17 protein-coding genes are annotated in these 14,241 nt (G+C 71.6%); 2 read left to right on the top strand and 15 right to left on the bottom strand.

What is annotated here, in order from left to right; all coding sequences use genetic code 11:
- Positions 1-22 precede the first annotated feature (22 nt).
- The 11 genes from panC to hpt form a co-directional block, all read right to left on the bottom strand.
- A complete protein-coding gene (panC, locus tag Microterr_RS01070) occupies positions 23-880 on the bottom strand; it encodes a pantoate--beta-alanine ligase (RefSeq protein WP_263796639.1) in 858 nt (285 codons plus the stop codon).
- Positions 877-1,590 carry a DUF2520 domain-containing protein gene (locus tag Microterr_RS01065; RefSeq protein WP_263796640.1) on the bottom strand — a complete coding sequence of 238 codons (714 nt, stop codon included), beginning with the start codon at positions 1,588-1,590 and terminating at the stop codon, positions 877-879. Before Microterr_RS01065 ends, panC begins: the two co-directional genes overlap by 4 nt.
- Complete coding sequence (locus tag Microterr_RS01060; RefSeq protein WP_263796641.1) at positions 1,587-3,200, bottom strand: PH domain-containing protein; 1,614 nt, start codon at positions 3,198-3,200, stop codon at positions 1,587-1,589. Before Microterr_RS01060 ends, Microterr_RS01065 begins: the two co-directional genes overlap by 4 nt.
- The gene (locus tag Microterr_RS01055) at positions 3,197-3,799 is read right to left on the bottom strand and encodes a PH domain-containing protein (RefSeq protein ID WP_263796642.1); all 603 of its coding nucleotides are present in this window, start codon (positions 3,797-3,799) and stop codon (positions 3,197-3,199) included. The genes Microterr_RS01060 and Microterr_RS01055 overlap by 4 nt, the downstream gene beginning before the upstream one ends.
- On the bottom strand, positions 3,732-4,238 hold the full coding sequence (locus Microterr_RS01050) for a DUF3180 domain-containing protein (RefSeq protein ID WP_263796645.1): 507 nt from the start codon (positions 4,236-4,238) through the stop codon (positions 3,732-3,734). Before Microterr_RS01050 ends, Microterr_RS01055 begins: the two co-directional genes overlap by 68 nt.
- A complete protein-coding gene (gene folK, locus Microterr_RS01045) occupies positions 4,235-4,768 on the bottom strand; it encodes a 2-amino-4-hydroxy-6-hydroxymethyldihydropteridine diphosphokinase (protein WP_263796646.1) in 534 nt (177 codons plus the stop codon). The genes Microterr_RS01050 and folK overlap by 4 nt, the downstream gene beginning before the upstream one ends.
- On the bottom strand, positions 4,765-5,121 hold the full coding sequence (gene folB / locus Microterr_RS01040) for a dihydroneopterin aldolase (RefSeq protein WP_263798855.1): 357 nt from the start codon (positions 5,119-5,121) through the stop codon (positions 4,765-4,767). Before folB ends, folK begins: the two co-directional genes overlap by 4 nt.
- Positions 5,122-5,216: 95 nt before the next feature.
- The gene (gene folP / locus Microterr_RS01035; protein ID WP_263796647.1) at positions 5,217-6,020 is read right to left on the bottom strand and encodes a dihydropteroate synthase; all 804 of its coding nucleotides are present in this window, start codon (positions 6,018-6,020) and stop codon (positions 5,217-5,219) included.
- The gene (folE, locus tag Microterr_RS01030; protein WP_263796648.1) at positions 6,017-6,625 is read right to left on the bottom strand and encodes a GTP cyclohydrolase I; all 609 of its coding nucleotides are present in this window, start codon (positions 6,623-6,625) and stop codon (positions 6,017-6,019) included. The genes folP and folE overlap by 4 nt, the downstream gene beginning before the upstream one ends.
- A gap of 9 nt (positions 6,626-6,634) precedes the next feature.
- Positions 6,635-8,644: an ATP-dependent zinc metalloprotease FtsH gene (gene ftsH / locus Microterr_RS01025; RefSeq protein ID WP_263796649.1), complete on the bottom strand. Its 2,010-nt coding sequence runs from the start codon at positions 8,642-8,644 to the stop codon at positions 6,635-6,637.
- A gap of 78 nt (positions 8,645-8,722) precedes the next feature.
- Positions 8,723-9,274 (bottom strand): hypoxanthine phosphoribosyltransferase, encoded by a 552-nt coding sequence (gene hpt / locus Microterr_RS01020; RefSeq protein ID WP_263796650.1) that lies wholly within the window; start codon positions 9,272-9,274, stop codon positions 8,723-8,725.
- A gap of 105 nt (positions 9,275-9,379) precedes the next feature.
- Between hpt and Microterr_RS01015 the strand changes: the two genes are divergently transcribed.
- Positions 9,380-9,913: a DUF937 domain-containing protein gene (locus Microterr_RS01015; RefSeq protein WP_263796652.1), complete on the top strand. Its 534-nt coding sequence runs from the start codon at positions 9,380-9,382 to the stop codon at positions 9,911-9,913.
- A 3-nt stretch (positions 9,914-9,916) separates the two neighbouring features.
- On the opposite strand, the gene Microterr_RS01010 is transcribed toward Microterr_RS01015, so the two are convergent.
- The 4 genes from Microterr_RS01010 to tilS form a co-directional block, all read right to left on the bottom strand.
- Positions 9,917-10,363 (bottom strand): hypothetical protein, encoded by a 447-nt coding sequence (locus Microterr_RS01010; protein WP_263796653.1) that lies wholly within the window; start codon positions 10,361-10,363, stop codon positions 9,917-9,919.
- A 67-nt stretch (positions 10,364-10,430) separates the two neighbouring features.
- Positions 10,431-12,329, bottom strand: a complete 1,899-nt coding sequence (locus Microterr_RS01005; protein WP_263796655.1) for an alpha/beta hydrolase family protein — start codon at positions 12,327-12,329, stop codon at positions 10,431-10,433.
- Complete coding sequence (locus Microterr_RS01000) at positions 12,326-12,595, bottom strand: hypothetical protein (RefSeq protein WP_263796657.1); 270 nt, start codon at positions 12,593-12,595, stop codon at positions 12,326-12,328. Before Microterr_RS01000 ends, Microterr_RS01005 begins: the two co-directional genes overlap by 4 nt.
- Positions 12,596-12,649: 54 nt before the next feature.
- Positions 12,650-13,636 (bottom strand): tRNA lysidine(34) synthetase TilS, encoded by a 987-nt coding sequence (tilS, locus tag Microterr_RS00995; protein WP_263796659.1) that lies wholly within the window; start codon positions 13,634-13,636, stop codon positions 12,650-12,652.
- 71 nt (positions 13,637-13,707) lie between these two features.
- Between tilS and Microterr_RS00990 the strand changes: the two genes are divergently transcribed.
- Entirely contained in the window at positions 13,708-14,241 is a 534-nt protein-coding gene (locus Microterr_RS00990; protein WP_263796661.1) for an inorganic diphosphatase, read from the top strand.

The following is a 14,241-nucleotide window of genomic DNA, read 5'->3' as shown; positions in this document are numbered from 1 at the left end:
CGTCTGAGCGCCACCTGCCCGGTCAGCGCAGGTAGATCTCCGCGTTGTCGATGAAGCGGTGGCCGGCCACACTCGCCGCGATGAGGGCGACGGCCGGACCGCCGTGCCCCTCGTCGACGGGCAGGAACGTGACCGGATCGACGACGCTGAGGTACTCCAGCGTGATGCGCGGCTCGCCCATCAGCGAGGACTGGGCGGCGGCGATGCAGGCGTCTACGCCTCGGTCGGCGTTGGATGCTGCCGCCTCCAGCGCGGCGGGCAGCTTCGCCGCCGCGGCGAGGTCGCGGGGCTCCAGCATCCCGACCCTGGTCGAGACCGGCAGTCCGTCGTCGCCGCGCACCGTCTCGACCGTCTCGACGGCGACGTCGAAGAACAGGTCGCGGATCATGCGCTTCACCAGGAAGACCCGCTGCCGATCACGCAGCCCGTAGACGGCGACGTCGGGCGCGACCAGGTGCAGCAGCTTCGCCTCGACCGTGAGCAGACCGTCGAAGTAGAAGGGACGCATCCGGCCCTCGTAACGCAGGCCCAGATCGCCGGCCGTCACCTTCGTGGTCGCCGAGCCGTCGGGCAGGAGCTCGGCGGTGTCGGGCGCGAACACGATGTCGACGCCGAGCGAGTCCAGCAGCGCGAGGTCGTCGTCCGGCGTCCGCGGGTAGGCCTCGAACTCCGCGGGCGTGCGGAATCGCAGCGGGTTGACGAAGATCGACACCACGACGATGTCGGCGATCTCCCTGGCGGTGTGGATGAGGTCGATGTGCCCGTCGTGCAGCGAGCCGATCGTCGAGACGAGGGCGACGCGCGGGGCGGCTCCGTCGGCCTGGGCGTCGGCTCTGGCCTCGGCCAGTCGGGTGCGCAGCGCCTCCGTGGTGCGGATCATTCGTTGATCGTATCGGCGGGCGGAGGCTGTTCCGCGCCTCCTGCGGCGCTCAACGCGTGGTCGATGGTCGAGTGCACCAGCGACGAGAGGTACAGCCCGGGGTTCTCGACGCCCGCCGCCCGCAGCAGGTCGGCCGACTGCTGGACGATCGACCGAGAGAACTCCGTCGCGGTGGCGATGCCCTCCGCGTAGGCGGCCCGTTGCGTCTCGGCCACCACCACCGGCTCGCAGCCGAGCTCGACCGCCAGCGCCTGTGCGATGGGCAGCACGGGCGCGGGCGCGGTCACGGCGGCATACGAGTGCTCGAGGGAGCGCAGGTCCATCGACGTGCCCGTGAAGGCGATCGCCGGGTGGACGGCGAGCGGGATGGCGCCCTTGGCCACGGCGGGTGCCAGCACGCCCGCACCGTGCGCGGCGTCGGTGTGCAGCACGAGCTGGCCGGGCTGCCATGCGCCGACGTCGGCCAGGCCGGCGACCAGGCCGGCCAGCTCGTCGCGGGGCACGGCGACGACGACGAGCTCGGCGCGCCGGGCGACCTCGACGGCGTCCAGCAGCGGCACACCCGGCAGCAGCGCCTCGACGCGGGCGTCGTCCGAACCGTGGGTGATCCCGACGAGGGCGTGCCCCGCCCCGGCGAGCGCGAGCGCGATGACCGGTCCGACCCGGCCGGCGCCGATGACCCCCACTCCCAGCCGTCCGTCGCGGGTCATTCCTGCTCCCCCGCCCAGCGGTGGCTGCGGTCGCTGCGCGCCGCGGCGACCGCAGCGGCCTCGGCATCGGCGAAGAGATCGAGCGCCGCATCCCGGTCGATGATGCCGAGCGCACCGTCGACCGGTCCGAGCACCGTGTGCGCGCGGAGATTCCCGACGTTCAGCGCGCGGTCGATCGGACCCTGCGTCAACGCGAAGCTCTGCACGCGGGCGAGCGGGAGGATCGCCAGCCGTCGCCAGATGGCGCCGCGCCGCAGCAGCAGCGTGTCGCCGGCGAGCAGGAACCCGTTGCGCCGCCACGACAGCAGCCGCAGCAGCCGGGCACGCCGGGGGGTGTTGGTGTACGGGTCGTCCTCAGCGGGCCCGAGCAGTCCGTGTGCGAACACCGCCGGCCACTCGGTCTCGTGCAGGCCGGGCAGCAGCAGGCGCAGGACGCGCTCCGCATCGTCGCGCGTGCCCACCGGCAGGACCGTGGCGAACTGGTCGGCCTGCCCGTCGGTCGCGCTGCGACCCGAGAGGCGGTTCACATGCACCGACCACCAGCCCTTCGGACGCCACAGGATCGACTGTCGCACTTCGACACCGTGGACGCGCCCGGGCGGGAGGATCTCGGTGATGGTCGTGAACAGTCCGAAGGTGATGCGCACTCCGCTGGGAGTCGGCGCGATGGAGTAGCGCAGCGACCGCGTGATGCTGCGCACCCAGTAGAAGATGAAGCCGATCACGGTCGGCACCATGCCGAACAGCAGCCACGGAGTACCGACGATCGCGCCGACGACGATCGCGCCGATGCCGAACAGCAGTCCGATCGTCGCCCCGCTGAGCAGGTGCGAGCCGATCAGCCGGCCGACCGGGATGTGCACCACGGACTCGGGCTCGGCGACGGGTTCCTCGGCGCCCGCGATGATCCCCGTGAGCCCGGCCGTCACCACCGAGGCCGCGGCCTGTCCCCTGCTGACGGCCGCTGCGCGCTTCTCCTGCGCCTCGGCGAGCTGTCGCCCGGAGGCCAGGCGCAGGATGTCGGTGCGCACCTCTTCCGCGTTCGTGGTCGACAGGTACTCGAGCTTGACGTTCGCGTCGAGACCGGCGCCGACCACCTCGAGCTTCGCCATGCCGAACAGCCGCGCGACCATCGGCCGGGTGAGGTTCACGCCCTGCACGCGGTCCAGCGGTGCCCGGCGGTGGGTGCGGAACAGCACGCCGCTGCGCACCTCGACTTCGTCCCCGGTGATCCGGAAGGTGTGGAATCGCCACGACAGGTAGAAGATCCCGACCAGGATGAGCACGATCGCGAGCACCGCCAGCAGGGCGATCACGATCAGGTTGTTCGCGAGGATGAAGTCGATCGGGTCGCCCGAGTAGTCCTCGTACTCCTCGAGGCCCGCGCCGGGCGCGAGCGTCGGGATGAACCACTCGATCAGCCGGTCGCGGAGGTTCGAGATCACGACACCGGCCACGATCACGAGCGCGAGTCCGCCGCGGAACAGCGGCGTCAGCGGGTGGAGGCGGTGCCACTCGCCGTCACTGAGCGGCGAGCGCACGCTCGCCGCAGGCCCCGCCGGCGCGGCGTCCGAGACGCCGTGCGGCGGGGTGGGCTGGATGCTGCTCACAGCCCCGTCCGGCGGGTCTCGGCGACGGCGATGAGGGTGTCGCGCAGCTGCTCTGCCGCGTCCTGGGTGAGCCCGGGGATGACGACGCCCGTCGAGGCGGCGGCCGTCACGAGCTTCAGCTGTGCGATGCCGAACCCGCGGTCCAGCGGACCGTGCGTGATGTCGACCAGCTGCATGCGCCCGTACGGCACGGCGACGACGCGCTGCCAGAGGATCCCCCTGCGGAAGACGAGGTCGTCCTGGCGCAGGCGGTAGCCGATCGCCCGCACCTGGCGAGGCAGGATCGCGATGGTCCACAGCAGCACGACGGCGGCGATCCCGCCGGGGATCCACGCCCATGTCTGGTGCAGGAACAGCGTCAGCACCAGCACCACCACGGTCAGCAGGATGAACATCAGGCCCAGCGAGATCAGCTGCACCCACAGGTAGCTGCGCGAGATCTGGTGCCAGCTGCCGTCGAGCGCGAGACGATGCGGTGAACGAGGCTCGATGAGCCGGTCGTACGTGCCCGCGTCGAGTGTCGCGTCCGCCTCAGTGGTGGGAGGGGGTGACACCGGCGTCGGGAAGTCCGGGGTCGGAGCCTCCGGGCTGTTCGTCATCGTCGTCCTTCCGGATGGTGCACAGATGCTCGGCGAGGAGTCCCGCCGCCACCAGCACCGCGCCGCACACGACGGTCGCGATGAGGGGTCCCAACGAGCCTAGCGACGGCACGACGGGTCGGGTCAGCAGGAAGCCGAGGAGGCCGAGGCCGACTCCGCCGAGAGCGGCGCCGAGGATGCTGGAGGCCTTCGCCAGCATCGCCACCCGCACCGCGCGGAACGGGTTCACCCGCGCGGTCGAGGTGCCGCGCGTCGCCTGGCGGATCGGCCACGCCATCGCCACCACGAAGACGCCGAGCACGATCAGCAGGATGGGCAGGGTGACCGCCGGCGTGAAGGTCGCGCGGCCGCTCGCGGTCAGCGCGTAGTCGAGCAGGTAGCCGATCACGGCCCCCGCAGCGGCCGCGCTGAGCAGGACGACCGCGCCGGTGCGCTTCATCGGCGCTCCCCGAGGCGGGCCAGCAGGGCGTCGACACGACCCGCGCCCGGCAGGACCGCGTCCGGGTCGACGGTCAGCCACGGTGCCAGCACGAAGTCCCGCTCCGCCGCGCGCGGGTGGGGCAGTGCCAGCAGGGGGTCGGTGCTGCGCGCGTCGCCGTAGGCGATCAGGTCGAGGTCCAGGGTGCGATCCCCCCAGCGCTCCCGGCGGACCCGCCCGTGACGGTCCTCGATGGCGTGCAGGTACCCGAGCAGCACGCTCGGGGCGAGCCGCGTGGTGAGGATCGCGACGGCGTTCAGGTACGCGGGGGCGGCAGCATCCGGTCCCTCCAGCGTCACCGCGACCGACTCGACGGGCTCCGACGCGCGGACGCCGTCGACGAGCGGCAGCCGGGCGAGATCGGTGAGCGCATCGGCGAGCGTCTGCGCGCGATCGCCGAGGTTCGCGCCCAGCGCGACGACGGCCTCGACCGGCGGGCGGTCGGTCGTCGCGCGCTCCCCGTCGATGCCCTGCGCGAGCCTGCGGTTCATGCGCCGGCCCTCGGCCGCGTGATGGTCACCGCGACGTCGGCGAACTCGTGCGCGATGGGCGCCTGCGGCTTGTGCACGGTGACCTGCACGGCCCGCACGCCGGCGAAGGCGAGCACGGCGTCGGCGATGCGCGTCGCGAGCGTCTCGATGAGGTTGACCGGCTCGCCCTCGATGATCGCCGCCACCGCGTCGGCGACCTCCCCATAGTGGACGGTGTCGGCGACGTCGTCGCTGGATGCTGCCGGCGCGGCGTCGACGGAGAGGACCAGATCTACGGTGAATTGCTGGCCGTTCTCGCGCTCGTGCGCGAACACGCCGTGCCGGCCGAACGCGCGCAGCCCCGTGAGGCTGATCTCGTCGCCGGTCGCCCACGCCTGCTGAGCCGCTCCCGCTTCCTGAGCCGCTCCCGCTCCCTGAGCCGCTCCCGCTCCCTGAGCCTGTCGAAGGGTCACTGCGCTTCCTCCCATGCCGCGGAGACCCGCAGCGCGTCTCGCGTTCCCGCGACGTCGTGCACGCGCACCGCCCAGGCCCCGGCCTGCGCCGCCAGCACGCTCGTCACCGCGGTCGCGAGGTCGCGGCGATGCAGCGAGAGCGCGGGGTCGTCGAGCAGCTCGGCGATGAACCGCTTGCGGCTCGTGCCGACGAGCACGCGGTTGCCGAGCTCGACGATCCGCGGCAGCGCGCGAAGGACGGCCCAGTTCTGCGCGCCCCGCTTGCCGAAGCCGATGCCCGGGTCCACGATCACGCGGTCGACGGCGATGCCGGCGGATGCTGCCGCCTCCACCCGCGCGGACAGCTCCGCGATCACCTCGCCGGCGACGTCGCCGTACTCGGCGCGGGCGTACATGTCGCTCGACGGCCCCCGCCAGTGCTGCAGCACCATGTCGGCGTCGGTACCGGCGACGGCCGCCAGCATCTCGGGGTCGGCCATCCCGCCCGAGACGTCGTTGACGATGCGGGCGCCCGCGGCCACCGCGGCCACGGCGGTCGACGCGTTCATGGTGTCGACGCTGATGCGCGCCCCCGCCCCGGCGAGCGCGGCGATGACCGGAACGACCCGGTCCTGCTCGACGCCCGGAGGGACGCGTTCAGCGCCCGGCCTGGTCGACTCGCCACCGACGTCGAGGATGTCGGCGCCGGCCGCGCGCAGGGCGAGCCCGTGGGCGATCGCGTCGTCGACCGAGAGGAACCGACCGCCGTCGCTGAACGAGTCGGGCGTCACGTTCACGATGCCCATCACGAGGGCGCTCATCGGTTCGCGGTCCCCGGAGCGCTGCCGGAGCCCAGCAGCGCGATCAGCTCGGCGCGCGCCGCGACCTCCGCCAGCGCGCCGCGCGCGGCGATGGTCACGGTCGAGGAGTCGGACTGCTGCCCGCTGCGCATCGTGACGCATTCGTGGGTCGCGTCGAGCACCACGAGCACGCCCCGCGCGTCGAGGGCGCCCGCGATCACGTCGGCGATCTGCTCACCGAGGCGCTCCTGCACCTGCGGGCGGGCGGACAGGATGTCGACGACCTTCGGAAGTGCGCCGAGCCCGACGACCTGCTCGCCCGGCAGGTACGCGATGTGGGCGTGCCCGCGGAACGGCAGCAGGTGATGCTCGCAGACGGAGCGGAAGCGGATGCCCCGCAGCATCACCGCCCCCGACGGCAGGGTCTCGGGGGCCGGGCCGCGCGCGACCGAGATCGTGTGCGACAGGGGGGCAGCGGCATCCTCCCCCACGCCGGAGAAGAACTCGGCGTACGCGTCGGCGACCCGCTGCGGGGTCAGCCGCAGTCCTGGCCGATCGGGGTCCTCACCGATCGCCTCCAGCAGTTCGCGCACCAGTTCGGCGACGCGCTCACGATCGACGGCCACGGGCCGAGCCTACGCGGTCGCGGGGCGCGCCTGTCCGGACGGCCGGCGCGCGGGCGCCGTGGACGGCGCGGTCCGCTCCTCGGACTCGACAGTCACGGCGACGCCCGCGGGCTCCGGGCGACGCGGCACGTCCACGGGCGGCTGAGCCGACACCGGGCGCTGCTCGCTCGAGAGCCACTGGGGGCGGGGCGGGAGCTTCTTGACGTCCTTGAAGAGGTCGGCCAGCTCGACGTGGTCGAGGGTCTCCTTCTCGAGCAGCTCGAGCGCCAGCTTGTCGAGCACCTCGCGGTTGGCGTTGATGACCTCGTACGCCTCGTTGTGCGCCTGCTCGATGAGGGCGCGCACCTGCACGTCGACCCGCTCGGCGACGGTCTCGGAGTACTCCCGGCCGTGGCCCATGTCGCGGCCCATGAAGACCTCGCCGCTGGACTGGCCGAGCTTGACCGGACCGACGTCCATCGTCATGCCGTACTCGGTGACCATCTTGCGGGCGATGCTGGTCGCCTTCTCGATGTCGTTGCTCGCGCCCGTCGTCGGATCGTGGAAGACGATCTCCTCGGCGACGCGCCCGCCCATGGCGTAGGCGAGCTGATCCTGCAGCTCGTTGCGGGTGACGGAGTACTTGTCGTCGAGGGGGAGCACCATCGTGTAGCCGAGGGCGCGACCGCGCGGGAGGATCGTGACCTTGGTGACCGGGTCGGTGTGGTTCATCGCCGCCGCCGCGAGCGCGTGACCGCCCTCGTGGTACGCGGTGATGAGCTTCTCCTTGTCCTTCATCACCCTGGTGCGCCGCTGCGGACCGGCGATGACGCGGTCGATCGCCTCATCGAGCGCGCGGTTGTCGATCAGCTGCGCGTTCGAGCGCGCCGTCAGCAGCGCGGCCTCGTTCAGCACGTTGGCGAGGTCGGCACCGGTGAAGCCGGGCGTCTTGCGCGCGACGACCTCGAGGTCGACGCCGTCGGCGAGCGGCTTGCCGCGGCCGTGCACCTCGAGGATCCGCTGGCGGCCCTTCAGGTCGGGGGCGTCCACGCCGATCTGGCGGTCGAAGCGACCGGGGCGCAGCAGCGCGGGGTCGAGGATGTCGGGGCGGTTGGTGGCCGCGATGACGATGACGTTCGCCTTGGGGTCGAAGCCGTCCATCTCGACGAGCATCTGGTTGAGGGTCTGCTCGCGCTCGTCGTGACCGCCGCCCATGCCGGCGCCGCGGTGGCGGCCGACGGCGTCGATCTCGTCGATGAAGATGATGGCCGGGCTGGACTCCTTGGCCTGGTTGAAGAGGTCGCGCACGCGGCTGGCGCCGACGCCGACGAACATCTCCACGAAGTCAGAGCCCGAGATCGAGTAGAACGGCACGCCGGCCTCACCGGCGACGGCGCGGGCGAGGAGCGTCTTGCCCGTGCCGGGAGGGCCGTACAGCAGCACGCCCTTCGGGATGCGGGCGCCGACGGCCTGGAACTTGGCGGGGTCCTTGAGGAAGTCCTTGATCTCCTCGAGCTCCTCGATGGCCTCGTCGGAGCCGGCGACATCGCCGAACGTGACGGTCGGGGTCTCCTTCGTCACGAGCTTGGCGCGGGACTTGCCGAACTGCATCACCTTGCTGCCGCCGCCCTGGGCGGACGACATCAGGAACCAGAACAGCAGGCCGAGGAGCAGGATCGGCAGCAGGAGCGAGAAGATGCTGCCCAGCCAGCTGGGCTGCGGGACGGCGTCGTCGAAGCCGTCCTCGGGGTCGGAGGCGTTCACGGCCTCGACGACCTCTTCGCCGCGGGCCGCGACGTAGTAGAACTGCACCTTGGACGAGCCCTCGAACTCCTCCGACAGCGTCAGATCGACCCGCTGGTCGCCGTCGGTGATCGTCGCCTCGGTGACGGTGTCGCCGCTGAGCAGCTCGAGCCCCTGCTGGGTCGTGATCTGCTTCGTGCCGCCCAGTGTCGAGATCAGCGAGAAGCCCACAATGAGGAACAGTCCGATGATCAGGACATAGAAGAGCGGATTGCGGGTGATCTTCTTGAAGTCCATGGTGCGTTCAGGGTATCGCGCGGATCATATGGCGAATCTGGGGATTCGCCCATGGCGTACGCGCCGCCCTGCTCAGCCTCAGGAGTAGACGTGGGGGGCGAGGATCGCGACGTCGCGCAGGTTGCGGTACCGCTCGGCGTAGTCGAGGCCGTAGCCGACGACGAACTCGTTGGGGATGTCGAACCCGACGTAGCGGCAGTCGACCTCGACCTTGGCGGCGTCGGGCTTGCGCAGCAGCGCGAACACCTCGACCGAGGCTGCGCCGCGGGAGGCGAAGTTCTCCAGCAGCCAGCTCAGCGTGAGTCCGGAGTCGATGATGTCCTCGACGATGAGCACGTGCTTGTCGTGCAGGTCGGTGTCGAGGTCCTTGCGGATCTGGACGACACCGCTCGACTTCGTTCCCGCGCCGTACGAGGAGACCGCCATCCAGTCCATCGGCGCGGTCGTGGGCAGCGCCCGCGAGAAATCGGCCATCACCATGATCGCGCCCTTGAGCACGCCGACCAGCAGCAGATCCTTGCCCTCGTAGTCGGCGGCGACCTGCGCGGCGATCTCGTCGAGCCTGGCTCGGATCTCCTCCTCGGTGACCAGAACCTGCGTGATCTCAGTGAGGACGTCCGCCGCGCGCATGTGCCGAGTCTAGGTCCGTTCCACCCCTGCCGCCCCACCCCCACCGCCTCTAGGCTGAGCCGCGACGGGCGCCGCTGCCCGTCGCGAAGACGGAGGAGCCTCACCATGGCCGGAATCGACGACATCCTGGACTCGCTGCCGATCGACCAGATCGCCTCGAAGCTCGGGGTCGACCCGGCCGTCGCGAAGAAGGCGGTGCAGGAGGGCGGGGCGACCATCCTCGGCGGCCTGCAGCGCAATGCGGCCACGCCGGAGGGCGCGGCGGCGATCCGGAAGGCCGCGGGCGCCCATGCCGGTCAGGACGCCGCGGTGGATCTCGACGCGGTCGACACGGAGGACGGCGAGAAGATCCTCGGCCACGTCTTCGGAGACAAGCACAAGGAAGTCGCGCAGAAGCTCACCGACGAGCCGCAGACGGCGGGCGTCGACTTCGGCGCCCTGCTGCCGATGCTCGCACCCATCGTGATGGGGCTGATCGCGAAGAGGGGCGGCGCGGCGAGCGGGAGCGAGCACGGTGCGGAGAAGGATGCCGGCGGCATCGGCGACGTCATCGGCGGCCTCCTCGGCGGAGCCTCGGGTTCCGCCGGTGGGTTCGATGTCGGTGGGCTGCTGGGCGGGCTGTTCGGCGGGAAGAAGTAGTCGTCAGCCGGCGTCGCCGCGCACGGTCGGCGGGCTGACGATCGTGACCTCGATCGTCTCGGCCAGTTCGGGTGCGCTCTTCACCCACGTCAGCTCGAGGTACCACTCGCCGCCGTCGATGGTCGTGCGGAAGCCGTCGGCGATGCGCCGCCCGTCCTCGGTCTCGCGGACCCTGGACTCGGCCCAGCCGTCGTCGGCCAGCATCCGGGAGATCCGCGCTGCGGCGTCGGCGGACGCGCCGTCCTCGCTGACGAGGTTGATCGCACGGTAGACCTGCCAGTGGGCGGGGTCGCTCGGCAGCTCCTCGGCTGATTCGGTCTCGCCGTACCGCGCCTCCGACTCGGTGATGACGACCTCGTCGATCAGGTCGTCGGGGATCTCCTGCGTGACCTCTTCGACGAGGCGCTCTGCCTCGGCCTGGTACTCGTCGAGACGGCTGTCAGCCGACATGGTGCATCCTCCGAGGGTCAGAGCCAGCAGCGCCACCGCTGCGGCCGAGAGAAGTCTGTGCATGGAGTCAGTCGATCTGCCGGTAGTGCGGGACGTAGTCGTCGCGGTCGATTCCGTCGATGGTGACGGGTCCGGCCATGGTGACGATGGTCTCATCCTCGGCGAAGACTTCGGCCTCGCCACCCGTGATGACGGCCACCATGTTGTCGAATGCGGTGGACCCCGGCGTGTAGAGCGAGTTGTGCGCATCGATCGCGCTCGGCGTCCCGTTGCCCGGCACGTTGTAGTCCTCGATGTCGGTGCTGTCGAGGTCCGCCCCGTCGATGCGGCCCGTCTCCAGCCGCGTCACCCCGTCGGCGTGGAGGGTGGTCTGCCCGTGCAGGGCGTGGAAGTCGCCTTCGCGTCCCTGGATGAGGCCGACGACGAGGTCGTTGCGGCTCATCATCGCGTAGTGCGGCGCATCGGAGGTGTTCGGGAAGTCGGCGACCGAGTGCACTCCGTCTCCCATGCCGGCGGCGGCGACATAGAGCACGCGATCGGCGTCGAGGCCCGCTTTCTCCGCCAGACCGACCGTCGCGCCGCCGTAGCTGTGGCCGAGCACCGTCAGATCGGCCCCGGAGGAGGCGCGCACGCCCGCCGTGAACGCGGCCAGGCGAGGGGCGAGGTCGTGCGAGTACGAGGTGCTCATCGCAGACGGGATGTCCTGCGGGAACTCGCCCCCGGCCCACTGGAAGACCGCGGAGGACGGGCCCGCGGCCCGGTACAGGTCGGCGGCGTGGCCGTCGCTGAAGTCGGTGAGGTTCGCTCCGGTGCCGGGCACGGAGATCGCCACTGATGTCACCCAGCCCGGGATGTCGCCGGTCGCGGGATCGATCGGCCCGTGGTAGGTCGCGATGGCCCGCCTGGCCGGATCGAACACGACCACTCGCGCACCCGTGCCTGACCGCAGCGTGCCGTCCTGGTCGGTCCAGCTCACCCGCTGCGTGAGCAGGTCGCGATAGGCGTCGATGAGCTTCTGCTGCTCGGCGATGAGGCCGTCGTAGGCCGCGTCCACCCCGTGCTGGTCGTAGTACGCGTCGTCGTGAGCGGCGTCGCGGAGCTTCTCGAGCCGGGCGATCTCGGCCTGCCGCGCGAGGATCTCGCGCGCGATGCTGATCCGGTTCGCGGACACCCTGGCCATGATCGGGAGACCGTCGAGATTGCCGATCGTGTGCGGATCGGCGGCGATGAGCGCCTGCTGGTCGTCGCGGGAGAGGCTGTCCCAGACCTGACGCACGAGCAGCGGATCGCCGAGGCCCGCGATCTGAGCGGCGGTGAGATCGTCGGTGTCGCCCGCCCAGAGCGCGGCGGCTGCGTGGACGGCGCTCCGGCCCAGGCCGCCGTTCCGAGTGATCTCGGCGATGAGCGGGATCGCCGAGAGCCGGGCGGCCGTCCGTCGATCGAGGTCGTCGCGGTCGGTGGTCAGGCCGTTGTAGTGGGCGCGGGAGTCCCGGTAGTCCTCGATCGCGTCGCCCCACCTCCGCAGGTGGGACGGGTCGTCGAAGTAGGCCCAGGAGGGCAGCACGTCGTCCCACGACAGCGCCCACCCCACGAGCGCGTCCGACGCGGCGTTGAGCGCTTCTGCCCGGCGCGCCCAGATGTCGTCGTAGTCGGCCTGCGCGCGGGCGAGCGCGAGACGTGCGCGCTGCGCGAGGTCGTCGAGGCCGTCCGCGTACTCGTCGAGGATGCCCGCGGCGGCGGATGCCGCATCCGCCGCCCGTGTGAAGCGGTCGGACAGCAGGGTGATCCGCGGTCGCAGCGCCGCGACGCTCTGGGCCGTCACCGGCGACAGTGCCGTGAGCGCGCCGACAGCGGCCGCACTCCGGTCGCGCTCCGCGGCAGCCCTGGTGCGGAAGAAGGCGGCGAAGTCCCGCACCGCGTCGACGCTTCCGCGCGCGGGGTCTTCGCCGATCCCGGGCAGGCTCATCCCGTTCCTCCGGCGAGGGCGGCGTCGGTGCGGCGCAGCTCTTCGTGCACGGTCGTCGCATCGGCGGCGAGCTGCCGGCCGGCGCCGCCGAGCGAGGTCATCGTCGCTCGGACGACAGTGTCGACGCCGGCGAGCGCGGATTCCACGATCGAGGAGCCGAGCACCGAGAACGCGGGGCAGAAGCCGTCAGCCACCGCGTCGCCGGCCTGCGTGAGGCACGAGATCGCGGCGGTGAAGTCGGAGTCCGCGTATTCGATGTCTGCCATGACGCTCCCACCCTACGATGCCGTGCGACAGCGCAGAGAGGATCTGTCCACAGCTCAGCGGGCCGTGAACTCGATCCGTCCGCCGAGCCGCCGGGCGGCGCAGCCGGGCAGATCGATGGGCCCCTGGCCCGTCCAGTCGGTGACCAGCCGAGCCACCTCCAGCGTCTGCGCGCGCGTGAGGCTCTCGCCGAACTCCGCGTCGACGACGTGGCGGATGATCCGATGCCGGAGAGCCGCCGGGTTCGCGGCGAGCGCCGCCACCGAGACCGAGATGCCGGCCTCGGCGTGCTCCACGATGTCCTCGATCGTCTCGTCGATCATCTCGGCGAACGCCTCGGCGTCCTCGCGCAGCGACGCGGCCGTGCGGGCGAGCGCTTCGGCGATCCCCGGACCGAGCTCCGTCTCCAGCACCGGCATCACGGTGTCGCGCACACGCACGCGGGCGAAGCGCGGGTCGGCGTTGTGCGGGTCGTCCCATGGGTCGAGTCCCTCGGCGGCGCACGCGGCCCGTGTGGTGGCGCGGCGCACGTCGAGAAGCGGGCGCAGCAGCGCGATCCCCCGCAGCTCGGACTCGCGGGCCATGCCCTGCAGACTCGCGGCCCCCGAGCCCCTGGCGAGTCCGAGCAGCACCGTCTCCGCCTGATCGTCGAGGGTGTGTGCGAGCAGCACGGCGCGCGCACCCAGCTCACCCGCCGCATCCGTCAGCGCGCGATAGCGCGCCGCGCGCGCCGCGGCCTCCGGACCTCCTGCGTGCTCGACAGCCACGGAGACGATCCGCGCCTCCAGCCCGAGCGCCTCGGCGCACCTCGCGGCGCGGGCCGCGACCTCGCCGGACCCCTCCTGCAGGCCGTGGTCGACCGTGACCGCGACGACACGGCGCCCGCGCGCCTCGAACGCGACCGCGGCCGCGAGGGCGAGCGAGTCGGCACCGCCGGACAGGGCGACCACCACGGCGTCGCCGTCGGCGAGAGGCGCGAGCACGCGGCGCACGGCGAGGCGCACTTCGGCGACGGCGGGGTCGAGCCCTGGGCGATGGGTCACCGCTCCACGGTATCGGGCGCCGCGACTAGGCTTTGAAGCGGCAATCCACAGACTTCCGAAGGAGCACCACCATGGGCGCGTACGACGCCGTCATCGAGATCCCGCGCGGCAGCCGGGTCAAGTACGAGGTCGACCACGGCACCGGTCGCGTGTTCCTCGACCGCATCCTCTACACGGCCTTCGGCTACCCGACCAACTACGGGTTCTTCGAGAACACCCTCGGCGAGGACGGCGACCCGCTCGACGTGCTCGTGCTGCTCGACTTCGACCTGCACCCCGGCGTGCTCGCGAGCGTCCGTCCGGTCGGTGTGCTCAAGATGAGCGACGAGGCGGGCGGTGACGACAAGGTCGTCGCCGTGCTCGGCAAGGACCCGCGCTGGGCGCACATCCAGGACGTCGCCGACATCCCGGAGTTCACCCGCAAGGAGATCGAGCACTTCTTCGAGCACTACAAGGACCTCGAGCCGAACAAGTGGGTCAAGGTCGACGAGTGGGCGAATGCGGCAGAGGCCGAGCGCCTCGTCGCCGAGGCGTTCACCCGCTTCGAGGAGCACGAGGGCGAGACCCGCACGCAGGGTGAGGGCACCGCGCCGAACACTCTCTGA

The organism is Microbacterium terricola, from assembly GCF_027943945.1.
GTDB classification, from domain to species: Bacteria; Actinomycetota; Actinomycetes; order Actinomycetales; family Microbacteriaceae; genus Microbacterium; species Microbacterium terricola.
This window is presented reverse-complemented; position numbering and strand designations above follow the sequence as displayed.